The 22,251-nt window shown below is 73.3% G+C and carries 25 protein-coding genes; 14 read left to right on the top strand and 11 right to left on the bottom strand.

The window, feature by feature from the left end; translation table 11 throughout:
* Positions 1 to 53: 53 nt before the first annotated feature.
* Positions 54 to 752 carry a vancomycin high temperature exclusion protein gene (locus tag FXF52_RS03125; RefSeq protein WP_148793677.1) on the top strand — a complete coding sequence of 233 codons (699 nt, stop codon included), beginning with the start codon at positions 54 to 56 and terminating at the stop codon, positions 750 to 752.
* Between the two features lie 6 nt (positions 753 to 758).
* On the opposite strand, the gene FXF52_RS03120 is transcribed toward FXF52_RS03125, so the two are convergent.
* Together FXF52_RS03120 and FXF52_RS03115 are read right to left on the bottom strand one after the other, a co-directional pair.
* Positions 759 to 1,016, bottom strand: coding sequence for a hypothetical protein (locus tag FXF52_RS03120; protein WP_148793676.1), 258 nt, complete (start codon positions 1,014 to 1,016; stop codon positions 759 to 761).
* Entirely contained in the window at positions 1,016 to 1,327 is a 312-nt protein-coding gene (locus FXF52_RS03115; protein ID WP_148793675.1) for a DivIVA domain-containing protein, read from the bottom strand. The genes FXF52_RS03120 and FXF52_RS03115 overlap by 1 nt, the downstream gene beginning before the upstream one ends.
* A gap of 234 nt (positions 1,328 to 1,561) precedes the next feature.
* Between FXF52_RS03115 and FXF52_RS03110 the strand changes: the two genes are divergently transcribed.
* Both FXF52_RS03110 and FXF52_RS03105 read left to right on the top strand, forming a co-directional pair.
* Positions 1,562 to 1,972: a GntR family transcriptional regulator gene (locus FXF52_RS03110; protein WP_148793674.1), complete on the top strand. Its 411-nt coding sequence runs from the start codon at positions 1,562 to 1,564 to the stop codon at positions 1,970 to 1,972.
* Positions 1,969 to 2,247, top strand: coding sequence for a hypothetical protein (locus FXF52_RS03105; protein ID WP_148793673.1), 279 nt, complete (start codon positions 1,969 to 1,971; stop codon positions 2,245 to 2,247). The genes FXF52_RS03110 and FXF52_RS03105 overlap by 4 nt, the downstream gene beginning before the upstream one ends.
* Here the strand turns inward: FXF52_RS03105 and FXF52_RS03100 are convergent.
* Both FXF52_RS03100 and FXF52_RS03095 read right to left on the bottom strand, forming a co-directional pair.
* Positions 2,225 to 2,746, bottom strand: a complete 522-nt coding sequence (locus FXF52_RS03100; RefSeq protein WP_222870415.1) for a DUF3995 domain-containing protein — start codon at positions 2,744 to 2,746, stop codon at positions 2,225 to 2,227. The genes FXF52_RS03105 and FXF52_RS03100 overlap by 23 nt on opposite strands.
* On the bottom strand, positions 2,736 to 3,197 hold the full coding sequence (locus FXF52_RS03095; protein WP_148793672.1) for a hypothetical protein: 462 nt from the start codon (positions 3,195 to 3,197) through the stop codon (positions 2,736 to 2,738). The genes FXF52_RS03100 and FXF52_RS03095 overlap by 11 nt, the downstream gene beginning before the upstream one ends.
* A gap of 130 nt (positions 3,198 to 3,327) precedes the next feature.
* On the opposite strand from FXF52_RS03095, the gene FXF52_RS03090 reads away from it, so the two are divergent.
* On the top strand, positions 3,328 to 3,681 hold the full coding sequence (locus tag FXF52_RS03090) for a hypothetical protein (protein WP_148793671.1): 354 nt from the start codon (positions 3,328 to 3,330) through the stop codon (positions 3,679 to 3,681).
* Positions 3,682 to 3,715: 34 nt separating this feature from the next.
* Here FXF52_RS03090 and FXF52_RS03085 read toward each other — a convergent pair whose 3' ends face one another.
* Together FXF52_RS03085 and FXF52_RS03080 are read right to left on the bottom strand one after the other, a co-directional pair.
* Positions 3,716 to 4,243 (bottom strand): GNAT family N-acetyltransferase, encoded by a 528-nt coding sequence (locus FXF52_RS03085; RefSeq protein ID WP_148793670.1) that lies wholly within the window; start codon positions 4,241 to 4,243, stop codon positions 3,716 to 3,718.
* Positions 4,244 to 4,292: 49 nt separating this feature from the next.
* Positions 4,293 to 4,724: a nucleotidyltransferase domain-containing protein gene (locus FXF52_RS03080; RefSeq protein ID WP_148793669.1), complete on the bottom strand. Its 432-nt coding sequence runs from the start codon at positions 4,722 to 4,724 to the stop codon at positions 4,293 to 4,295.
* Between the two features lie 54 nt (positions 4,725 to 4,778).
* Between FXF52_RS03080 and FXF52_RS03075 the strand changes: the two genes are divergently transcribed.
* Positions 4,779 to 5,279 carry an HIT family protein gene (locus FXF52_RS03075; protein WP_148793668.1) on the top strand — a complete coding sequence of 167 codons (501 nt, stop codon included), beginning with the start codon at positions 4,779 to 4,781 and terminating at the stop codon, positions 5,277 to 5,279.
* A gap of 186 nt (positions 5,280 to 5,465) precedes the next feature.
* On the opposite strand, the gene FXF52_RS03070 is transcribed toward FXF52_RS03075, so the two are convergent.
* Entirely contained in the window at positions 5,466 to 6,344 is an 879-nt protein-coding gene (locus FXF52_RS03070) for a sigma-70 family RNA polymerase sigma factor (RefSeq protein WP_148793667.1), read from the bottom strand.
* 83 nt (positions 6,345 to 6,427) lie between these two features.
* Between FXF52_RS03070 and FXF52_RS03065 the strand changes: the two genes are divergently transcribed.
* Positions 6,428 to 6,877 (top strand): carboxymuconolactone decarboxylase family protein, encoded by a 450-nt coding sequence (locus tag FXF52_RS03065; RefSeq protein WP_148793666.1) that lies wholly within the window; start codon positions 6,428 to 6,430, stop codon positions 6,875 to 6,877.
* Positions 6,878 to 6,952: 75 nt separating this feature from the next.
* Here the strand turns inward: FXF52_RS03065 and ychF are convergent, their stop codons facing one another.
* Positions 6,953 to 8,038 (bottom strand): redox-regulated ATPase YchF, encoded by a 1,086-nt coding sequence (ychF, locus tag FXF52_RS03060; RefSeq protein ID WP_148793665.1) that lies wholly within the window; start codon positions 8,036 to 8,038, stop codon positions 6,953 to 6,955.
* 104 nt (positions 8,039 to 8,142) lie between these two features.
* On the opposite strand from ychF, the gene FXF52_RS03055 reads away from it, so the two are divergent.
* Positions 8,143 to 8,703, top strand: coding sequence for an exonuclease (locus tag FXF52_RS03055; protein WP_148793664.1), 561 nt, complete (start codon positions 8,143 to 8,145; stop codon positions 8,701 to 8,703).
* Here FXF52_RS03055 and FXF52_RS03050 read toward each other — a convergent pair.
* Both FXF52_RS03050 and FXF52_RS03045 read right to left on the bottom strand, forming a co-directional pair.
* Positions 8,691 to 9,437, bottom strand: a complete 747-nt coding sequence (locus FXF52_RS03050; RefSeq protein ID WP_148793663.1) for a peptidase E — start codon at positions 9,435 to 9,437, stop codon at positions 8,691 to 8,693. The two genes, FXF52_RS03055 and FXF52_RS03050, sit on opposite strands and share 13 nt — an antisense overlap.
* A 76-nt stretch (positions 9,438 to 9,513) precedes the next feature.
* Complete coding sequence (locus tag FXF52_RS03045; protein ID WP_148793662.1) at positions 9,514 to 10,011, bottom strand: MarR family winged helix-turn-helix transcriptional regulator; 498 nt, start codon at positions 10,009 to 10,011, stop codon at positions 9,514 to 9,516.
* Between the two features lie 93 nt (positions 10,012 to 10,104).
* Here FXF52_RS03045 and FXF52_RS03040 point away from each other — a divergent pair, with 93 nt between their 5' ends.
* Positions 10,105 to 11,130: an EamA family transporter gene (locus tag FXF52_RS03040; RefSeq protein ID WP_187413291.1), complete on the top strand. Its 1,026-nt coding sequence runs from the start codon at positions 10,105 to 10,107 to the stop codon at positions 11,128 to 11,130.
* Here the strand turns inward: FXF52_RS03040 and FXF52_RS41435 are convergent.
* Positions 11,033 to 11,488 carry a hypothetical protein gene (locus tag FXF52_RS41435; RefSeq protein ID WP_187413290.1) on the bottom strand — a complete coding sequence of 152 codons (456 nt, stop codon included), beginning with the start codon at positions 11,486 to 11,488 and terminating at the stop codon, positions 11,033 to 11,035. The two genes, FXF52_RS03040 and FXF52_RS41435, sit on opposite strands and share 98 nt — an antisense overlap.
* Before the next feature lie 452 nt (positions 11,489 to 11,940).
* On the opposite strand from FXF52_RS41435, the gene FXF52_RS03035 reads away from it, so the two are divergent.
* The 6 genes from FXF52_RS03035 to valS all read left to right on the top strand — a co-directional run bounded on the left by FXF52_RS03035 (position 11,941) and on the right by valS (position 22,158).
* On the top strand, positions 11,941 to 13,443 hold the full coding sequence (locus tag FXF52_RS03035) for a DNA-3-methyladenine glycosylase 2 family protein (RefSeq protein WP_148793661.1): 1,503 nt from the start codon (positions 11,941 to 11,943) through the stop codon (positions 13,441 to 13,443).
* Positions 13,440 to 13,952, top strand: a complete 513-nt coding sequence (locus tag FXF52_RS03030; protein WP_148793660.1) for a methylated-DNA--[protein]-cysteine S-methyltransferase — start codon at positions 13,440 to 13,442, stop codon at positions 13,950 to 13,952. Before FXF52_RS03035 ends, FXF52_RS03030 begins: the two co-directional genes overlap by 4 nt.
* 37 nt (positions 13,953 to 13,989) lie before the next feature.
* Positions 13,990 to 15,792, top strand: coding sequence for an ABC transporter ATP-binding protein (locus tag FXF52_RS03025; protein WP_148793659.1), 1,803 nt, complete (start codon positions 13,990 to 13,992; stop codon positions 15,790 to 15,792).
* Positions 15,789 to 17,732 carry an ABC transporter ATP-binding protein gene (locus FXF52_RS03020; RefSeq protein ID WP_148793658.1) on the top strand — a complete coding sequence of 648 codons (1,944 nt, stop codon included), beginning with the start codon at positions 15,789 to 15,791 and terminating at the stop codon, positions 17,730 to 17,732. Before FXF52_RS03025 ends, FXF52_RS03020 begins: the two co-directional genes overlap by 4 nt.
* 175 nt (positions 17,733 to 17,907) lie before the next feature.
* Complete coding sequence (locus FXF52_RS03015; protein WP_148793657.1) at positions 17,908 to 19,455, top strand: S1 family peptidase; 1,548 nt, start codon at positions 17,908 to 17,910, stop codon at positions 19,453 to 19,455.
* A gap of 138 nt (positions 19,456 to 19,593) precedes the next feature.
* Entirely contained in the window at positions 19,594 to 22,158 is a 2,565-nt protein-coding gene (gene valS / locus FXF52_RS03010) for a valine--tRNA ligase (protein ID WP_148793656.1), read from the top strand.
* The last annotated feature ends 93 nt before the right edge of the window (positions 22,159 to 22,251 follow it).

Here is a 22,251-nt window from a genome sequence, read left to right as displayed (position 1 = left end):
TGGCGGCGCGACGGGTCCACCAGCAGACGGACCTGCTTGGGATACTCGTCCACATGCGGGGACGGTTCGGGGTCGTCAAACGGTGGTGGAACGTCCGTCGGGTGCGTTGGGCGGTGCTCGCGGTCGCCGTCGGCGGGGTGCTGGCCGCCGCTGGCGGCGTGGCGAGCGTGGCGTGGCTCCGCGGTGGCGCCGAGGGCCACATCTTCACCGAGGCCGAGGTGCCGGAGGCGCCGGTCGCCCTGGTCCTAGGCACCAAGGTGGAGGCGGACGGCACGCCGTCGGCGTTCCTCACCGCCCGACTGGAGTTGGCGCAACGGCTGTTCGCCGCCGGCAAGGTGCGCGCGATCCTGGTGTCCGGCGACAACATGCACGCCGACTACAACGAGCCCGAGGCGATGCGGCGCTGGCTGGTCGACCGGGGCGTGCCGACGGACAAGGTGGTGCCGGACTTCGCCGGCTTCGACACGTACGACTCGTGCGCGCGGGCCAAGCGGATCTTCGGGGTGGACCGGTTGACGGTGGTGACCCAGGCCTTCCACCTGCCCCGCGCCGTCGCGCTGTGCCGGCACCTCGGCATCGAGGCCAATGGCGTGGGCGACGACACCGTCCGGCAGTACGCCAAGTGGCGGATCGGCTCCGTTCGCGAGTACGGCGCCTCGGTGAAGGCGGCGGTGGACGTGCTCTCCGGCCGCGACCCCGTCCACCTCGGCCGCCGCGAGACCGGCGTCGACGACGCCCTCCGCGCCGGCTGACGGCGCTCACCGGGTCAACCGCCGGGTGCACGGTCCATCGTGGTCGGCCCGGAGCAGGCACCGCCGGCCGCCGGGCAGGCGCAGATCGCAGAAGACCCGATGACGTACGCCCTGGTCGTCCTCGGCGGAGACGGTGGTCTCGCCCGGGTCGGCCGCGGAGAGCAGACCGGCCCAGCGGGCGACCACCCGGGCGAGGCGTACCGCGCCGGTCAGGTCCGTGGCGGCCACCGGCAGGTGGATGACGAACCGTTCCCGCTCGACCATCAGCGGTACCGCCCGCCGTTGGCCCGTTGCGCCTGCTCCGACTGCCAGCGCTTGAGCGCGTCCTTGATCCGGGTCGTCTCCTGCCGGCTGTCGCCCAGCGCCCGGTAGGCGGCGGCGAGGTCGTCGGCCACCCGGTCGAGGAACTCCCGCACCTCGTCCGGGTCGAGCCCCCGCCGGCCGACCCGGGTCGGCCGGAACCGCCGCTGGCGCACCTGCCACGGCGAGAGCGGGACGTACGTCGAGGAGCGGTAACAGGTCGGCGCCGGTCTCGGCCGCTCGTTCCGGCGCAGCCTGCGCAGGAAGGCACGCATGCTCTCCGCCTCTCTGGTCTAGGAGTGGAAGGGGTGGGCGACCCGCCCGCCGCGCGCGGGCCGACCACCCCGCCCCACCACCGCAGCTTCATTCAGCAGTACGGCAGCAGGGCTGGTCAGCAGCAGCCGCACATCCGAGCGTTTCCCCTCGGATACAAGTCGTGACTGCGACTATACGGTCAGGGGCCCAGGGGCACAACCAGACTTGCCCATGGGGGAATAAGGCTTTCTGCCATGACCATCGATCCGCGCTCGCACACTCCCGTCTATGTGCAGCTCGCCGACCTGCTGCGCGAGCAGATTGAGTCCGGAGAGCTGGCACCCGGCTCGGCGCTGCCCAGCGAGGCGCGGCTCACCCAGGAGCATGGGATCGGCCGGGAGGCGGTGCGAGGTGCCATCGCGCTGCTGCGGTCGGAGGGTCTGGTCAACACCGTGCGCGGGCACGGCAGCTACGTCCGCGCGATGACTGAACGCCGGCAGGTGGAGTTGACGCCCGGTGGGTCCGTCATCGCGCGGATGCCCAGCGGGAAGGAGCGCCGCTCGATGCAGCTCGACGAGGGCGTACCGGTGCTGGAGATCCGCGACCCGAACGGCGACGTCGAGGTGCTGGCGGCCGACGAGGTCGAGCTGACCCGGCCGGCATGAACCCGTACGAGAGCGGTCGGTTCGCCGAGACCAGCGCCCTCGATCCGGTGGCCTCCCCCGCGGACGTCGCCCGCATCGTCGAGGAGATGCTCGCCGACCTCGAAGCGCACCCCGGCGAGTGGGAGAACACGAGCCTGGAGACCTTCCTCGACGCCCTGTCGAGGTCGCTCCGGGGCCTGCCCCAGCTCTACCGGAACCTCGGCGAAGACTTCCCCGATCCGCCGACCTGGAAGCAGTTAGCCGAGGCCCTCGTCATGGCCACCGGCTACGAGTAACCGATCGTTTGCGCAGCCGCCGGGCCGCGATCGTCCACGACGTACCCCAGAGCAGGAAGAACGGCGACCACAGCAGCAGGTCCCAGCGCGCCAGGGTGCGCGCCAACGCGGCGTGCTCGACCGGCGGCGGGCGTACTCCGGCCAGCAGCAGCGCGTCACCGACGAAGCCGAATCCCAGTACCCCGACCGCCCGGGCGATCATGAAGCCGCCCAGCGTCCAGGTGATGGCGAGCAGCAGCCGGCGCGGGACAGCCGCACCCCAGGGACGGACGGTGGCCAGCGCGACGAGTACGCCGACCACCGCCGCAGCGGCCAGCGCCCAGTGGCTCGCGACGAACAACGGATCCCGCGCGAGCAGCCGCTCCCGCAGCGCCGGTGGGAGCGGATCCCGGTCGGCCAGCGCGTTCGCCCCCAGCGCCTGGGCCAGCTTCATCGACCCGTACGCCGCCGCACCGGCCGCCGCCGCGTACCCGCCGATCCGCGTCCGGTCAGTCGCCATTTCGTCTCGTCGCCATTGCGTAGGACCGAATCACCGCCACCTGGAGCCCGATCACCACGAGCCCGACCACGCCGTGGTACCACCGCCAGCCGATCCCGACGCCGACGAAGCCGTCCACGATCATGATGCCGGCACCACCGGCCACCGCCAGGAACATGGCGGCCAGCACCAGCAGCGCCAGCGCCCGCGGCACCCGCCGCCCGAGCGACGTGACGGTGGCGAGGACGAGGCACGCACCGGCCACGCCGGACGCGACCGCGAGCCACTGTGCGGTGGCCGGAGCCATGAGTTCGCGGGCGTACCGTTCGGTCTCGGCGGCCGACACCGGCGGGCCGCCCGGAAAGCCGAGCCTGGCCTGGAGGGCGAAGAGCGCCTTCCCGGCGGCATAGGCGAGAAACAGCAGGGCCATGGTGTACGCGGGCCAGTGGCGCGGGCGAGCAGAATCGTTCACGACTGCGACCGTAGGCACCGGCGTCCGGGTGCCGACTCCCTCCAGCGGGGCGGAGCCCTCCCCCGCCGGAGGGACAACCAACGGCGAAGGCGGTTAAGGTGCGTTCTCCACCGGCCGGCAGGGGATGAGGATGGACAACCGCACTGACCCGATCGAAATCATCGCCCGGGTGTCGGAGCAGGACGGCAAGCAGCGCGCCTTCGAGGTCTGGTGCTACAAGGCCGGCAAGGAAGGCTGGGCGGTGACGGTGGAGTCGTCCTCGGTCGACGAGCCGGGCGACGAATGCGGTGTCGTGGACGTCGAGGGCCTGCGGTATCGCATCCGGCACGCGAGACGGATCCGCCAGCGCGTCGCCATCGTGCCCGCCGGGCGGCACCTGATCGCTGCCGCCGTCGACCTGTCCCTCGGCAGGTCGGACGAGGTGACCTGGATGTGGGAGTTCGGCCACGCGGCGTGGGCTGAACCAGTGATCGAGGACGAGTAGGGCGGCCCGCCGTTCGGGGCCGGGCCGGCCGGGCTCAGCTGGGCGACCAGGAGCTGTTCACCATTTGGAACAGGGCCATGTCCTGCCACTCGCCGGCGATGTTGAGGTAGGTCGGGGCGACACCGATGGGCAGGAATCCGTTGCGCTTCAGCACGCGCTGCGACCCGACGTTGTGCAGAAGCGTCTCCGCCTGCACCCGGTGCAGCCTCAGCTCCTCGAAGGCCACCCGCACCATCTCCCGTACCGCCTGGGTCGCTATGCCACGACCGTTGTGGCTGGCGCTCACCCAGTAGCCCAGACTGCACGACTGGAACGGGCCCCGCACGATGCCGTTCAACGTGATGCGGCCTACAACGTTGCCCGAGTCCAGAATGACGTGCGGCAACTTCGATCCCTGCGCGTGCTGCGCGAGATCGGCCTGGAGGACCGCGCGTTGCCCGTCCACCGTGAAGTAGTCCTCGCCTCGGAGCGGCTCCCATGGTGCGAGGAAGTCGCGGTTGAGGCGGAGCAACTCCGCCAGGACCGGCGCATCATCGAGCTCGACAAGCCGGGTGAGATTCACCCGCCCATGATCACACGGCGCCCCCTGAGCTGCGGGATCCGGGCCAGGGTCAGGCGTTGCGGCACCCGCACGCCGCCGACAGCGCGGCCAGCACACCGGCCGGGTCATGCACGACGCGGTGTCCGTCCCGCATGACCCGGCCGGTGCCTGCGTCGACCGGGTCAGTGTCCGCCCAGCTCACCGGCACGACGCCCAGCTCGACCTCAAACCCGGACGGGCGCCGCACGCGGACTTCCCTGAGCGGCCCCCACTCGGCCAACCGGACGACCTCCCCACCGAGCAGACCCGACCAGAGGCCCGGCTCCGCGTAGCCCGGGTTGTCCGTGAGGACCACGATGTCGACGTCGGAGTCCATCCGCGCGGCCCCGCGTGCCCAGGAGCCCACGACCACCACCCCGGGGACGTCCGCTCGCTCAGCCGCCCAGCTTGTCACCAGATCGACCGCCGAGTGCATCTCGTTGGACCGCTCCTCCGTCACCATGCGACGAAGTTTGACACGTACCTTCAAGCCGCTGTTTGGATCTAGGCTGCCGGTATGGACGGTCAGCCGGCGAAGACCGCGTTCGACTTCGAGCAGTACGAGCGCCGCGTCCGGCAGGGGCCCTGCTTCGTCTGCGCCTTCGTGAGCGGTGACCCCGACTACCGGCATCACGTCGTCTACGAGGACGATGACACCACCGCCTTCCTCGCCCGCAACCCGACGCTGCTCGGCTACTGTCTCGTCGCCCCGAAGCAGCACATCGAGAGCTGGGTGCAGGGGATGCCGCAGCGCGAGTTCCTGCGTTTCCAGGCCGTCGTGCACGCGGTCGCCAGGGCGCTGGCCGCGGCCCTGCTGACCGAGCGGATGTACTCCATGAGCCTGGGCAGCCAGCAGGGCAACGCGCACCTGCACTGGCACCTCGCGCCGCTACCGCCCGGCGTGCCCTATCACCAGCAGCAGTTTCACGCCGTCATGGCCGAGAACGGCGTACTCGCGGTCGACGACGAATCCCAGTCGGCGCTGGCCCGGGACATTCGCCGCCGCGTTCGGCTCTGAGGATCGCGGCCCCGCTGAGACGAGCCGCGGCCAGCAGCGGTCCAAAACCGTCGAGATCCGGCTTCGGTTCGTCCAGAAATACTCAGCAGTCGTGACCAGCGACACTCGTCGCTGCGGCTCTCGGATCCCAGCCGGCGCTCACTACACGGCCCGAGCGGCCAACCGGTCGGCCAGGCCGACGTCCGGTCACACCGGATCCGGTAGGTCCACCAGCGCGAGCTTGGCCGGGTCGACCAGGGCCGTGATGTCGGTGATCCGGCCGTGGACGACGGTGAACGCGAGGATCGAGACCGGGGTGCCGTCCTCGCGCCAGGAAACGACTCCGGGGAGGCCGTTGACGGACGCCGCTCGCCCCAGTGCGGCTGCGCTGGCGGCCAACTGCGCGCCGGCGGCGACCTTGGTGGCGCCGAGGGTGACGACCACACCGGCGGGGGTGTCGACGGTCAGCCTCACCTCGGGGTCGAGCACCCGTAGCAACTCCTCGAATTCGCCGTGGCGAGCCGCCGCCAGGAAGGACTCGACCACCTCTCGCTGCTCCCGTTCGACGCGTGTCGGCCGCTCGGTCGCCTGCACCTTTCTGCGAGCGCGACTGGCGAGCATCTTTGCGGCATCGGTGGACTTGCCGAGGATCTTGCCGATCTCGTCGAACGGCACCGCGAACAGGTCGTGCAGCACGAACGCCAGCCGTTCGTTCGGCCGGAGCGACTCGAGGACGACGAGGAGCGCGAGCCCGACTGAGTCAGCCAGCACCGCGTCGTCCTCGGGAGCAGGGTGGTCGTCGAGCGCCACCACGACCTCGGGCAGACGGTCGTCGTAGGACGCCTCGGGGCGGATCTGGCGCGACCGGAGGATGTCGAGACTGATCCGGCCGACCACTGTCGTCAGCCAGCCGGCGAGGTTGTCGATGGTCGCCGTGTCCTGGCGGGAGAGCCGCAGCCATGCCTCCTGGACCGCGTCCTCGGCGTCGGCGTGTGATCCGAGCATGCGGTAGGCAACCGCGCGCAGCCGGTCGCGCTGGGACTCGAACGCCACGGCCATCGAGTCCGCCGGGCTGGTGTCGGACATGTTGTTACCTTCCTCGGAACTGCTTCGTCACGGGTGATGACGGGCCCGAACGGGCGCAGGTAACCGGTGAAGGAGCAGGACCGATGGAACCACGTACGAAGAGCGCGATGAACCCCGACCTGATGACCGCGATCCGGCACCTCCACAAGGCCATTGCCGCCGGGGGCGTCGATCAGCGCCTGCTGTCGCTGGTCCACCTGCGTGCCAGCCAGATCAACGGCTGCGCACCGTGCGTTTTTGCCAGTATCGCGGGGGCGAAGAAGGCCGGCGAGACGGACGAGCGGCTGCACAACGTGGTCGCGTGGCGCGAGACGCCCTTCTTCACCGACGAGGAGCGGGCGGCGCTCACGCTGACCGAGGCCGCCACCCGCATCCAGGACGGCGCGGCGGGCGTGACCGACGAGATCTGGGACGCCGCCGCCGACCGCTTCACCGAGGAGCAGCTCAACGCGATTATCCTGGAGATCGCGATGACCAACTTCTTCAACCGGATCAACCACACGATCCGGGAGCAGGCCGGCAAGACCTGGTGAGCCGGGCGGGGAGAAGCCGGCAGCGCGCAGTTCGGAGTGGCCGGCATCAAAGACGTGCCACCGCATGGGCCGGGGTCAGACGTTGAAGCGGAACTCCACGACGTCGCCGTCCTGCATGACGTACTCCTTGCCCTCGATCCGGACCTTGCCGGCGGCCTTCGCCGCCGCCATCGATCCGGCCGCGACCAGGTCGTTGTAGGAGACCACCTCGGCCTTGATGAAGCCGCGCTGGAAGTCGCTGTGGATGACCCCGGCGGCCTCCGGCGCGGTCGCGCCGACCGGGACGGTCCAGGCCCGCGCCTCCTTGGGGCCGGCCGTCAGGTACGTCTGGAGCCCGAGCGTCCGGAAGCCGACCCGGACGAGCTGGTCCAGGCCCGGCTCGGACTGCCCGATCGACTCCAGCAGCTCGCGGGCCTCCTCCTCGGGCAGGTCCACCAGCTCAGACTCGATCTTGGCGTCCATGAAGACCGCCTCGGCCGGGGCGACCAGGGCGCGCAGCTCGTCGAGGAACTCGGCGTTGCCCAGCTCGGCCTCGTCGACGTTGAAGACGTAGAGGAACGGCTTGGTGGTGAGCAGGTGCAGCTCACGCAGGTGCGCCAGCTCGACGTTGGCGGCGGCCGCGCCCGCGTACAGGGTGATGCCGCTGTCCAGGACGTCGACCGCCTTCTTGGCGGCCTCGACGGCGGCGGCCCGGTCCTTGCGGAGCTTGGCCTCCTTCTCCAGCCGGGGCAGTGCCTTCTCCAGGGTCTGGAGATCGGCCAGGATCAGCTCGGTGTTGATCGTCTCGATGTCGTCGGCCGGCGAGACCTTGCCGTCGACGTGCACCACGTTCGGGTCGGAGAAGGCGCGCACCACCTGGCAGATCGCCGTGGCGTCGCGGATGTTGGCCAGGAACGCGTTGCCCCGACCCTGCCCCTTGGAGGCACCCCGCACCAGGCCGGCGATGTCGACGAACGAGACCGGCGCCGGCAGCACCTTCTGCGAGGAGAAGATCTCGGCGAGCTTGGCCAGCCGCTCGTCGGGCAGCCCGACCACGCCGACGTTCGGCTCGATGGTGGCGAACGGGTAGTTCGCCGCGAGCACGTCGTTCTTGGTCAGCGCGTTGAACAGGGTGCTCTTGCCGACGTTGGGCAGGCCCACGATGCCGATGGTGAGACTCACGACGAGCCAGCTTACGCGGTTCGCCGCCCGTCCCCGACAGGCAGGCCCGCCGCCGACGCGAAAAGGGACGGCGGTCACCGCGGGCGCGTTGCTAGCTTCCGCCGGTGACCTCGCGACTGCCCGAGCTGTACGTCGCCGTCGATGTGGAGGCGGACGGGCCGGTCCCCGGGCCGTACAGCATGATCTCGCTGGGCATGGCCGTGGCCGGACGCCCGGACCTCGCCTTCTACACCGAGCTGCGGCCGATCTCGGACGACTTCGTCCCGGCCGCCCTGGCCGTCTCCGGGCTGGACCGGGACCGGCTGCTGCGCGAGGCGCCGAGCGCCGAGGAGGCGATGCGGTCCGCTGCGGCGTGGGTGAACGGGCTGCGCCGGATCGGCCGGCCGGTGTTCCTGGCCGCCCCGGCGGTCTGGGACGGCATGTTCGTGCACTGGTACTTCGTCCGGTTCGTCGGGCACAGCCCGTTCGGCGCCACCGGCTCCGGCGTCGACCTGCGCAGCTACTGGATGGGGCTGACCAGCGTCGAGTGGCGGAACACCCGCAAGGGCATGATCAAGGAGCGGCTCGGCCTGACGGACCTGCCGCACACCCATCACGCCGGGGAGGACGCGGCCGAGCTGGCGCAGGTCTTCGACGCCGTACGCCGCCGGGCTCAGGAGGGCTGAGCGGTCAGCAGCCGGGGCTCGATCCGGGTCTCCCGGACACTGCCGTCCACTTCCCGGGTCACCTTGTAGGCGGCGACGCCCTCCCGGTCCGCCACCGCCTCGGCCAGCCGGGTGCCCCGGTAGACCAGCCCGACCCCGTCATCGGTGCAGTAGCTGGTCGGCAGCGTGCCGTCGCCGACCAGCTTGTGGATCAACGGCCGGCGCTGCTCCTCGCCGTCGTAGTGCACCCCGTTGCCGTACGGGAGCCAGCCCAGGCCGTCGGTGAAGGGCCGCAGGGTCGGGCCGTAGCTGTCGGTGGCCCCGCCGAGGTGCCAGCAGATCGATCCGGCGGAGACGCCGCCCAGCACCACCCCGGCCTGCCAGCACTCGTGCAGGATGTCCTGCAGGCCGTGCACCCGCCACACCGCGCAGAGGTTGGCGACGCTGCCACCGCCGACCCAGATGAGGTCCTGGGCGAGCAGGTGGGTCCGGATGTCCTCGACGTTGGGCATCGGGAACAGCGCCAGGTGGGAGGGGCGGAACCGGGTGCCGGCGAACGCCCCGTGGAACACGGTGAACGAGGTGGGCTGATCACCGACCGCCTGGTTCAGGTAGCAGATCCGCGGCGCGGGGCCGGCCTCCGCCAGCTCGGCCATCAGCTCGAAGATCGGCCCGGGCTGCGCGTCCCACGGGCCGCGGTGGCGGCTGCTGAAGCCCGTGCTGGTGGCGACGATGGTCGGTTCGGCGGCCGGCATGCGGTCCTCCCGGTCGGATGGTCTGCGATCTCCGCTCATCCTGCGCCACGGGCCGGGGCGCCCGCAGCCCGGCCCGTCAGCGACCCGTCTCGGCGGCGGACAGCAGCGCGCGGAGCAGGTCGCCGAGGCGTTCCTGGTCGGCGGGCGGCAGGGCGTCCAGGAGACGGCGCTGCACCTCCAGGCCGGCGTCGGCGGACTCCTCGACGACGCGGCGGCCGGTGTCGGTCAGGCTGACCCGCAGGCCCCGGCGGTCCTCCGGGTCGGGTGACCGGCGGACCAGCCCGGCCCGCTCCAGCCGGTCCAGCCGCCCGGTCATCCCGCCGGAGGTCAGCATCAGCGAGGCGGCGAGCGCCTTCGGCGCCAGGGTGTACGGCTCGCCGGCACGGCGCAGCGCGGCCAGCACGTCGAACTCGCCGCGGCTGATCCCCCAGCCCGCGTACACCTTCTCCTGGCTGTCGCCGACCAGGCGGGCCAGCCGGTAGATGCGACCGAAGACCGCCATCGGCTCGGGCCGCATGCCGGCCCGCTCCCGGCGCCACTGCTCGACGATCACGTCCACGTCGTCCGCTGCCACCCAGGGATTGTGCCGCACCTCGCACTTCCCTCCTTGACTCGGCACTGATTAGCTTAGCGCTAAGCTACTTAGCAGCGAGAGAAAGGGGCTGTCATGCATCGGCGCTGGACCGACATCGCGCTCACCGCCGTCGCCCCGACCACCTGGGGCACCACCTACCTGGTCACCGCCGAGCTGCTGCCGGCCGACCGGCCGCTCTGGTCCGGCGCGTACCGGGCCCTGCCGGCCGGGCTGCTGCTGCTCGCCCTCACCCGCCGCCGACCGCAGGGCACCTGGTGGTGGCGGGCCGCCCTGCTCGGCGCGCTCAACATCGGCGCCTTCTTCCCGCTGCTCTTCGTCGCCGCGTACCGGCTGCCCGGCGGCACTGCCGCCGTCCTCGGCGCCACCCAGCCGCTGCTGGTCGTCGCGCTCACCGTGGCCGCCCTCGGCGCACGGCCCGGCCGGCCGGCGCTGCTCGCCGCGCTGGCCGCACCGCTGGGCGTCGCGCTGGTGGTGCTGCGGCCCGGCGCCGGCCTGGACCCGCTCGGCGTGGCCGCCGGACTCGCCGGCACCGCCGCGATGGCCACCGGGCTGGTGCTCACCCGCCGCTGGGGGCGGCCGGCCGGCGTCAGCACCCTCGCCGCGACGAGCTGGCAGCTGGTCGCCGGCGGTCTGCTGATCCTGCCGGTCGCCGCCGCCGTCGAGGGCGCGCCGCCCGCGCCGGACCAGCCCGCCCTGCTCGGGTACGCCTGGCTCGGGCTGATCGGCACCGCCCTGGCGTACGCCCTGTGGTTCCGGGGTGCGGCGCGACTGCCGGTCACCCGGGTGTCGGTGCTGGGCGCGCTCAGCCCGCTGACCGCCGCCGCCCTCGGCTGGCTGGTGCTCGGACAGGCGCTCAGCCCGATCCAGTTCGCCGGCTTCGCGGTGGCGGTCGCCGCGATGGTGCTCGGTCAGCTGCCGGGCCGACCCCGCCCGGTCGAACCGTCGGACCAGCTCACGCCCCCGACCGGTCCGGCGGTCAGCCCGCGAGCAGGCGCGGCGGTCAGCCGGCGAGCAGGCGCGGCCACCCCGGCGCCTCGTCGCCCCGATCCGGCAGCGCCCCGGGCGGCAGCTCGGCCGCGGCGGCGAGCGGCAGCGTGAATCGGTGCGCGGCGGCTGGGCCGGCCGCGTACGACTGGTCGAGCAGCCAGCAAACCTCGTCGACCGTCCAGCCCAGCCCGCTCCGGCCGGCGATTTCCCGGACCAGCCGCAGGCCGACCCGGGTGTCGTCGTCGTAGAAGCGCATGCACCAGTGGTGCGCCCACATCCCGAGCGCCCGCAGCCCTGCCGCGTCCAGCGAGCCGGCGAGCCGGCCACACGCGGTCTCGGCGAAGGCGCGCCCCGGGTCGTCGGCCCGGTCCCGTTCGATCGCGCCGTACGCGGCCGGCGCCACCACCCGCATCCGGTCGTAGAAGCCCTGCACCACCGCGCGGTCCAGCCGAATCCGCCCCGACCGCATCAGCGGGCACCTCGCCCGGCCACGCTCGCCATTCCCCGCACCTTTTCTTGAGTTGGTTGGCGGGACCGTACCGACCACTACCGACACTTTCGCCGCCGGAAACCGTTGCCGCGTCAGGGATAGCTGGCCTGAGCTGGGACGTCTGTATCGGTGACCGACAAGCACGGGCGGTCCCGTCCCCGTCGCCCAGCCCGCGCCCCTGCCCCCTCCACTGCACGCCCCGGCGCCCACCCTCCCCGCCCGCCGCGCTCAAGTGCCCGGACCCCTCGTTCGGCTCGGTTGATCATGAAGTTGACGGCGAAGTGGATCTCCCGGACTGCCGCCAACCTCATAATCAACAGGGCGGGCACGGACCGAGGGGTCTCCGGGGTCCGGCTGTGGTCAGGAGGGGTGTACGGCCAGGTCCGAATCCCGCCAGCCGGAGGCTGGACCTGCGAGGCAGGATCGATGGCGTGGAGTTGGACTTCGAACGGTGCTACCGGGCCGTGGACAGCCGTGACCAGCGCTTTGACGGCTGGTTCTACACCGGCGTGACGTCGACCGGGATCTACTGCCGGCCGTCCTGCCCGGCGATGACGCCGAAGCGGCAGAACGTCCGGTTCTTCCCGTCGGCCGCCGCCGCGCAGGGCGCCGGCCTGCGGGCCTGCCGCCGCTGCCGGCCCGACGCCGCCCCGGGATCCCCGCAGTGGGACGTCCGGGCGGACGTGGTCGGGCGAGCCATGCGGCTGATCGCGGACGGCGTGGTCGACCGGGACGGCGTACCGGGGCTGGCGGCCCGACTCGGCTACACCGAGCGGCACCTGCACCGGATGCTCCGCGCCGAACTGGGCGCCGGGCCGCTTGCGCTGGCCCGGGCACAGCGCGCCCAGACCGCCCGGATCCTCATCGAGACCACTGGGCTCGGCCTGGCCGAGGTCGCGTTCGCCGCCGGCTTCGGCAGCGTCCGGCAGTTCAACGACACGGTCCGGGAGGTGTACGGAGCGACGCCGTCCGAGCTGCGGGTCGGCCGGGCGAGGCGGCCGGCGGCGAGCGGGGCGGGCACCATCACGCTGCGGCTGGCGTACCGTCCGCCGTTGCACGCTTCGGCGCTGCTGGACTTCCTCGCCCTGCGGGCGCTGCCCGGGGTGGAGGAGGTACGCGACGGGACGTACCACCGGGCGCTGCGGCTGCCGCACGGAGCCGCCACCGTCGCGCTGACCCCGGCCGACGGACACGTGGCCGCCACGCTGCGCCTGGCCGACATGCGTGACCTGGCCCCCGCGGTGGCCCGCTGCCGGCGGCTGCTCGACCTGGACGCCGATCCGGTCGCGGCCGACGGCGCCCTGGCCGAGGATCCGGCCCTCGCCCCGGCGGTGGCCGCCGAACCGGGCGTCCGCCTCCCGCACGCCGTGGACGGCTTCGAGATGGCCCTCCGCGCCATCGCCACCCAGCAGATCTCCCTCCGCTCCGCCCGCACCACCCTCACCCACCTCCTCACCGCGACCGCCGCCGACCACCTCGTTGATCATGAAGTTGTTGCCAGCTCGCCCGGCGTGTCGCAACAACAGCTTCATGATCAACCCGGCGAAGAGCGGAGGCTGCGGGCGTTTCCGAGTGCGGAGAAGGTGCTCTCGGTTCCAGACGAAGCGTTTCGGATGCCCGGGGCGCGGCGGGAGACGATCCGGGCGGTCGCCCGGGCCGTCGCGGACGGCTCCCTCGACCTGGAGCCGGGCGGGGACCGGGAGGAGGCGGTACGACGGCTGACCGCGCTGCCCGGGATCGGCCCCTGGACGGCCGGCTACGTGGCCATGCGCGCCCTCGGCGACCCCGACGTCCTCCTCCCCACCGACCTGGGCGTACGCCGGGGCGCCGCCGCGCTCGGCCTGCCCGATGACCCGAAGACCCTCGACGCGTACGCGGACCGCTGGCGCCCCTGGCGGTCGTACGCCGTGATCCGACTCTGGAGAGCAGCATGACCACACTGGACAGCACCGTCATCGACACGCCCGTCGGCCCGCTGAGTGTCCTCACCGGACCCGATGGGGCGGTACGCGCGGCCGGCTTCACCGCCGACCCGGCCGGCCTGGTGCCGCTGATGCACCCGAGCCTGCGCGGCGAGCTGCGGGACCGGACGGAACTCGGCCCGGTGACCGCCGCCGTCCGCGCCTACCTCGACGGTGACCTGGCCGCGATCGACCCGGTCCCGGTGGAGCAGCACACCGGCGGCGTCTTCATGGCGCACGCCTGGCAGGTGCTGCGCGACGTGAAGCCGGGCGAGCCGGTGACCTACACCGGGTTCGCTGAGCTGGCCGGCCGGCCGGCGGCGGTGCGCGCCGCCGCGGCGGCCTGCGCCCGCAACGCGGCCGCCCTCTTCGTCCCCTGCCACCGGGTGCTGCGCACCGACGGCACGCTCGGCGGCTACCGCTGGGGGCTGGACGTGAAGAAGTGGCTTCTCGGGCATGAGGGACGGGTGACGGTTAACTGACAGCGACACCGTCACAACCTGCCGCTACCGTCGGGTAGTGCCTGCGCACAGCGACGGCAACCCCTCCACGCCTCACCATCCGCTGCGCAACCTCTGGCGGCTGCGCCCCTACCTGCGGCCCTACGCGGCCGAGTTCGCCTGGCTGCTGCTCGCCGCCCTGGCCGCCACGGCGGCGAGCCTGGCCATACCGCTCGTGGTGCAGCGCGTGGTGGACGGGCCGGTGGCCCGCCACGACGTGGCCGGGCTGTTCCGGCTCGGCGCCCTGGCGCTGCTGCTCGGCGTGGCCGAGGCGGCACTGATCTTCATCCGGCGATGGACCCAGTCGTCGTCCTCGGTCGGCATCGAGGCGGCCATCCGTGCCGACGTCTACGCCCACCTGCAACGGCTCCCGGCCGGCTGCCACGACCGCTGGCAGTCCGGCCAGCTGCTCTCGCGGATCACCAGCGACCTGTCGGTGATCCGCCGGTTCCTCTCCTTCGGCCTGCTCTTCCTGGTCCTCAACCTGGTCACCTACGCCGCCGTGGTGGTGCTGCTGGTCCGGCTGCACCCGTGGCTCGGGCTGCTGGTGGCGGCCAGCGCGGTGCCGCTGTTCCTGATCAGCCGCCGGTTCGCCCGGCACTACCACGCGGCCTCCCGGCGGATGCAGGATCAGCAGGGTGACGTGGCCACGCTGGTCGAGGAGACCGCGCAGGGCCTGCGCACCATGCGGGCGTACGGGCGGGGGCCGGAGCTGGCCGCCCGGTTCGCCGGCGGCGCGCGGCGGCTGCACGACACCGGCATCGGCAAGGCCCGGCTGCTGGCGCGGACCGCCGCGCTGTTCGACCTGGTGCCCAACCTGACCCTCGGGGTGGTGCTGGTGGCCGGGGCGGCGGCCGCCGCCCGGGGCGTGCTGACCATCGGCGAGCTGGTCGCCTTCGTCAGCCTCCAGCTCATGCTGGTCTGGCCGGTGCAGTCGCTCGGCTGGATCATCGCGAACGGGCAGGAGGCGGCGACCGCCGCCGACCGGGTCCAGGAGGTGCTGGACACCCCACCGACCATCGTGGACGCCCCGCACGCCCGGGCGCTGGACCGCGTCGACGTCCGTGGCCGGCTGCGCTTCGAGCGGGTGACGTTCCGCTATCCCGGCACGGCCGCGCCGGTGCTGCACGAGGTCGACCTGACCGTCGAACCGGGCGAGACGCTCGCCCTGGTCGGGGCCACCGGGTGCGGCAAGAGCACGCTGCTCTCGCTGGTCCCCCGGCTGCACGACGTGACCGGCGGCCGGCTCACCCTCGACGGCCACGACCTGCGCGACCTGCGGCTCGGCTCGCTGCGCCGGCTGGTCGGGATGGCGTTCGAGGAGCCGACCCTGTTCTCCATGTCGGTCTGGGAGAACCTCACCCTGGGCCGGCCGGACGCCGGCGAGGAGGAGGTCCGGGCCGCGCTCGCGCTGGCCCAGGCGGAGTTCGCGTACGAGCTGCCGTGGGGACTGGCCACCCGGGTCGGCGAGCAGGGGCTGTCCCTCTCCGGCGGGCAGCGGCAACGGCTGGCGCTGGCCCGGGCGGTGCTCGGCCGGCCCGCGCTGCTGGTCCTCGACGATCCGCTCTCCGCCCTCGACGTGCACACCGAGGCGCTGGTCGAGTCGGCGCTGCGCCGGGTGCTGCGGGACACCACCGCGCTGCTGGTGGTGCACCGCCCCTCCACGGTGGCGCTCGCCGACCGGGTGGCCCTGCTCGCCGGCGGTCGGATCGTCGCCGTCGGCACCCACTCCGAACTGCTGGCCGGGGTGCCGGCGTACCGGGCGCTGCTCTCCGCCGAGCCGGAGCGGCGGCCGGACGGCGCCGGCCTGGTGCGCTCATGAGCGGGGCGGACGGCCCGCTCCGGATACCCCGGCCGCGCCGCGGCGAGAGCGCCGGCCCGGGCCGGACGGGTCCCCGCCCGAGCCGGGGGCGCGATGACAGCCTCGACCTGACCCGGTGGCGCGGGCGGGCCACCGACCCGGACGCCGACCGCAGCCGGGCGGAGGCCGCCACCCCGGAGGCGGTGGCCCGGCTCCGCGCCCGCAGCCGGGCGCTGCTGCGCGGGCTGCTGCGCCCGCACCGGGGCCGGCTCGGCGGGGCCGTGGCGCTGCTCCTGCTCCAGAACGCCGCCGCGATGGCCGGCCCGTACCTGGTCATGCTGGGCATCGATCGGGGCATCGGGCCGCTGCGGGCCGGCGACCCCGGCCCGCTGGTCGCCGTGGCGGCGGCCTTCGCCGTCGCCACCGGCACCGAGTACGCGGCCCGGCGCGGCTTCCTCGCCCTCGCCGCCCGGATCGGCCAGGCCGTCCTGCTCGACCTCCGCCAGCGGGTGTACGGCCACTTCCTCCGCCTCGACGTCGGCTTCCACGAGCGCTACACCTCGGGCCGGATGGTGTCCCGGCTGACCAGCGACCTGGACTCGATCGCCGAACTGGTCGACGGCGGGATCGACAAGCTGGTGATGGCCGCGCTGTCGGTGCTGTCGGTGGCGGGCATCCTGCTCTGGCTGGACCTGCCGCTGGCCGCGGCCACCCTGCTCGCCTTCCCGTTCCTGTTCTGGCTGTCCCGCTGGTTCGCCCGTGCCTCCGCCGGGGCCTACCGGCGGACCCGGGAGGCGGTGGCGCTGGTCATCGTGCACTTCGTCGAGTCGCTGCGCGGCATCCGGGCGGTGCAGGCATACCGGCGGGAGCCGCGCAACCAGCGCATCTTCGCCGCGGTGAACGACGACTACCGGCAGGCCAGCCTGGACGCGTTCCGGCTGATCGCGGTCTACTCGCCGGGCATCCGGATGATCGGCAACCTGACCGTGGCGGTGGTGCTCGGCTACGGCGGCTGGCGGGTGCTGGGCGGCCGGACGGAGGTCGGCGTGCTCGCCGCGTTCCTGCTCTACCTGCGTCGGTTCTTCGAACCGATGGAGGAGCTCAGCCAGTTCTACAACGCGTTGCAGTCGGCCACCGCCGCGCTGGAGAAGCTGGCCGGGGTGCTCGACGAGCGGCCGGCCGTGGCCGAGCCGGAGCGGCCGGTGCCGCTGCCCACCGGCCCCGGCCGGGGCGCCGTGGTCTTCCGGTCGGTCTCCTTCGGCTACCGGCCGCAGGCGCCGATCCTCGCCGGGCTGGAGCTGGCCGTGCCGGCCGGGCAGACCGTCGCGCTGATCGGGCCGACCGGCGCGGGCAAGTCCACCATCGCCAAGCTGGTCGCCCGGTTCCACGACCCGGACGCCGGCGCGGTCCGCCTCGACGGGATCGACCTGCGGGACCTGGCCGACGCCGAGCTGCGCCGAGCCGTGGTGCTGGTGACGCAGGAGAACCACCTGTTCACCGGCTCGGTGGCGGAGAACATCCGGTTCGGCCGCCCGGACGCCGACGACGCGGCCGTGGAGGCCGCCGCCCGGGCCATCGGCGCGCACGACTTCATCGCCGCGCTCCCCGACGGGTACGCCACCGACGTGCACCGGCGCGGCGGCCGGCTCTCCGCCGGGCAGCGGCAGCTCGTCGCGTTCGCCCGGGCGTTCCTGGCCGACCCGCGGGTGCTGATCCTGGACGAGGCGACCTCGTCGCTGGACGTGCCGACCGAACGCCTGGTGCAGCGGGCGCTCGGCAGCATCCTGCGGGACCGCACCGCGCTGGTGATCGCGCACCGGCTCTCCACCGTCGAGATCGCGGACCGGGTGCTGGTGCTCGACGGCGGCCGGATCGTGGAGGACGGCCCCCCGGCCGAGCTGGCCGCGGCCGGCGGCCGGTACGCCGCCCTGCACCGCCAGTGGCGTGACTCGCTGATCTGAGCGTGCGCGGGGCCCCGGGCCGAGCGGTTCGCGGTTAGACTTCCCGATCATCGATCGGCCCGTCGCCGGGCCGCCCTGGGCGGACCCACCCCGCGACATACCTCGCGCCGATCACCAGCGCCGACACGGGGAGGTCCACGGCGTGCGTATCCGCCGACGGGTTGCTGTTGCCGGAGTGGCTGTCGTCTGTGCGGTCGGGGCGACCGCCTTCGCGCTCACCCGGGGCGGCGACGCCGACCGGGCGCCGGTGACCGCGACCGCCGCCGAGCAGCTGGACGCCGCGACCGCGACCGACGAACCGGCTGCCGGCGCCCAGGCCGGCCTCGGCAGCCGCGCCACCGGGGGCGACGGTGGTCGTCGCGCACTGTCCACAGGAGACGTCACCGCCCTGGCCGCCCGGCCGGCTCGCGAGGTGGCCGAGGCCGCTCCCGCGTCCGTCGCCTACCTGCGCGAGCGCTACCGCGTCTCCGCCACCGAGGCGGCCCGGCGGCTCGCCCTGCAGGAGTTCTCCGCACCGCTCGCCGAGAAGCTGGCCGGCGAGCACCCCGACACGTATGGCGGCATGTGGCTGGACCAGGCGGCCGGGGGTGTGCTCATGGTCGGTGCCACCGACGCCGCCGCGGTGCGCGCGGCCGTCGCCGGCGCCCCGGACGCCGCGCACGTCCGGGTGGTCCTGGTACGCCACCCGCTGCGGCAGCTCACCGACGCGGCCACCCGGCTCGCCGGCGCGCTCGGCCTGACCGCCGGGGAAGACGTCCTGGTCGACCAGGAGCGCAACGGGATCGTGGTGCTCACCGGAGACCGGATCGCCGCCGACGACCCCCGGCTGCCCGGCGCGCTCGCCGGCGCCGGGGTGCCCGCGACGGCCCAGCCCCGGGTGGCCGGGACCGCGGTGCCGAAGGCGTGCGACCCGCGCTACTGCCCGCAGGCGCCGATGCGGGGCGGGATCCGGCTGGACGTGCCCCGCGACGACGGCACGGTCGGCGGCTGCACCGTCGGCTTCAACGTCCGCTCCCGCACCGGGAAGGCGTACATCCTGACGGCCGGGCACTGCGTCGTCGGCGGGCGGCACACGCAGGTGGACCGGACCTGGCACCAGTTCCTCGGGCCGAAGATCCCGGTCTCGGTCGAGTCGACCGACCCGGTGCTGGCCGAGAACGCCTTCCCCTACGACTACGCGATCATGCCGTACCAGCCCGGGGCGCTGGACCGCTGGGCGTACCAGACGGGCACCACCACCGCCCCCAGCCTGGTCAACTACTGGTGCGTGGCCGACAACCCGCGCTGCACGAGCAGCCGCGACGTGGCGATCACCGGGTACGTGGCGTACAGCGCCATCCAGGTCGGCTGGGTGGTCTGCGCGACCGGTTCCGCCTACACGCCGAAGTCCGGCGAGGTCTACGTCGACTCCGGGGCGGGCACTGGCTACCTGCCCGGCACCCGGTGCGGCGAGATCACCGGCAAGGGCGGCGGTGGCATCGACGTACGCGTCTGCGCCCGGCCGGGTGACAGCGGCGGCCCGCTCTTCACCGAGTCCGACGGCAAGGCGCTGGGCATCCTCTCCAACGGCGACCCCGGGCAGGGCCCCTGCACCAACTCGAACGAGCACAACACGTACGCGCCGGTCTCCACCATCCTGGACCGGGCGAACGCGCGACTCGGCGGTCGGCCCTTCTTCCAGCTCGCCACCCGCGGCCCGCTGCTCGGCCCGATCGCCCGCTGACCATCGTGGCGAGCCGACGCCGCCGGTGCCGCGGCCCGCTGACCTGACCGGCCGGCCACTCGCTCAGTCCGGACGCGACACGCGCCGGCGAGGGCATAACCCGTGGTCGCCGGCTCACCAGCTGCCTACGATCGGCTGATGACCGATACGGCGAGGACGGCCCGCGCCGGCGTTCCCGAGCGTCCGACCCTGGACGGCATCGAGGAGACCTGGGCGCGCCGCTGGCAGGAGGAGGGCACGTACGCGTTCGACCGCTCGAAGGAGCGCGCCGACGTGTACGCGATCGACACCCCGCCGCCGACCGTATCCGGCGAGCTGCACATGGGACACGTCTTCTCCTACACGCACACCGACACGGTGGCCCGGTTCCAGCGGATGCGCGGCCGGGCGGTGTTCTACCCGATGGGCTGGGACGACAACGGCCTGCCCACCGAGCGGCGGGTGCAGAACGTGTACGCGGTGCGCTGCGATCCGGCCCTGCCGTACGACCCGGAGTGGCAGCCGCCGGCCACGCCGGTGAGCGAGGCGGCCCGCAAGGACCCGACGCCGATCTCCCGGCGCAACTTCATCGAGCTGTGCGAGCAGCTCACGACCGCCGACGAGCAGGTCTTCGAGGCGCTGTGGCGGCGGCTCGGGCTGTCGGTGGACTGGTCGCTGACCTACACCACGATCGGGCGGGCGGCCCGGGCGGCCAGCCAGCGGGCGTTCCTGCGCAACCTGGCCCGGGGCGAGGCGTACCAGGCGGAGGCGCCGACGCTCTGGGACGTCGGGTTCGCCACCGCCGTGGCCCAGGCGGAGCTGGAGGACCGGGAGCGCCCCGGCGCGTACCACCGGCTGCGCTTCCACGCGCCGGGCGGGCGCGAGGTGCTGATCGACACCACCCGGCCGGAGCTGCTGCCGGCCTGCGTGGCGCTGGTCTGCCACCCCGACGACGAGCGGTACGCGGACCTGGTCGGCGCGTCGGTGCGTACCCCGGTCTTCGGGGTCGAGGTGCCGGTGCGCGCGCACCCGCTCGCGGACCCGGCCAAGGGCACGGGCATCGCGATGGTCTGCACCTTCGGCGACCTGACCGACGTGACCTGGTGGCGGGAGCTGCAGCTGGACACCCGGGTGGTGATCGGCCGGGACGGGCGGCTGCTGCCCGAGCCGCCGGCGGGGGTGCCCGCGGAGCCGTACGCGGCGTTGGCCGGGCAGACCGTGAACGGCGCGCGGCGGACCATCGTGCAGTTGCTGGCCGACGCGGGTGACCTGGTGGGCGAGCCGCGTCCGATCACCCACCCGGTGAAGTTCTACGAGCGCGGCGACCGGCCGCTGGAGATCGTCTCCACCCGGCAGTGGTATCTGCGCAACGGCGGGCGCGACGCGGAGCTGCGCGCGGAACTGCTGGCCCGCGGGCGGGAACTGCGCTGGGTGCCGGAGCACATGCGGCACCGCTACGAGCACTGGGTGGGCGGCCTGACCGGCGACTGGCTGGTCAGCCGGCAGCGCTTCTTCGGCGTGCCGGTGCCGGTGTGGTACCGGCTCGACAACGCTGGCGAGCCGGACTGGTCCCACCCTCTCACACCGGACGAGTCCAGCCTCCCGGTCGACCCGTCCAGCGAGCCGCCACCCGGCTACCAGGAGGCGCAGCGCGGGCTGCCGGGCGGCTTCGTCGGCGATCCGGACGTGCTGGACACCTGGGCGACCTCGTCGTTGACCCCGCAGATCGTCGGTGGTTGGGAGACCGACCCGGACCTGTTCCGCCGGGTCTTCCCGATGGACCTGCGCCCGCAGGGTCAGGAGATCATCCGGACCTGGCTCTTCGCCACCGTGGTCCGGTCGCACCTGGAGCACGGCGTGCTGCCGTGGCGGGACGCGGTGCTCTCCGGCTGGATCCTCGATCCGGACCGCAAGAAGATGTCCAAGTCCAAGGGGAACGTGGTCACCCCGATGGACCTGCTGGTGCAGCACGGCTCCGACGCGGTGCGCTACTGGGCGGCCAACGGCAAGCCCGGGATGGACCTGGCCTTCGACCCCGCGCAGATCAAGGTGGGGCGGCGGCTCGCCACCAAGCTGCTCAACGCGTCCCGGTTCGCGCTCGGGCTGGGCGCCGCCGACGCGTTGCGCGCGCCGGCGACTGAGCCGCTGGACACCGCCATGCTCGCCGAACTGTCCGGCGTGGTCGGGGCGGCGACGGCGGCCTTCGACGGGTACGACCACACTGCCGCGCTGATGGCGACGGAGGCGTTCTTCTGGCGGTACTGCGACGACTACATCGAGCTGGTGAAGGAGCGCGCCTACGGTTCCGGGCCGGGGGCGGACTCCGCGCGGGCCGCGCTGGCCACCGCGCTCTCGGTGCAGTTGCGCCTGTTCGCCCCGGTGCTGCCCTTCGTCACCGAGGAGGTCTGGTCCTGGTGGCGGTACGGCTCGGTGCACCGGGCGCCGTGGCCCACCACGTACGAGGTGGGTCGGGCCACCCAGGGACCGGGCGACCCGGAGCTGCTGCGGCTGGCCGCGGACGCGCTGGGCCAGGTGCGCCGGGCCAAGTCGGAACGGAAGCTGTCGATGAAGGCGGACGTGCCGCTGGCCGAGGTGCTCGGCCCGGCCGCCCAGCTCGAACGGCTCGCGCTGATCGCCGACGACCTCAAGGCGGCGGGTCGGATCGCCAAGCTCGACTTCCTCCCCGACCGCACCACGGAACTGGTCGTCGCCTGCGCCTTCTGACCGCGCCACTCCCCCCGTCCCCGCCGACCCGAGATCCGCACAAATTCACGGAAAGAGTGGCCATCAGCACCGCCGATGCCACTCTTTCGTGAA

The organism is Micromonospora sp. MP36 (assembly GCF_008119785.1).
In the GTDB taxonomy this organism is placed as follows: Bacteria; Actinomycetota; Actinomycetes; order Mycobacteriales; family Micromonosporaceae; genus Micromonospora.
Note: the sequence above shows the minus strand (reverse complement) of the source record. Positions and strands in the feature narration are given on the sequence as shown.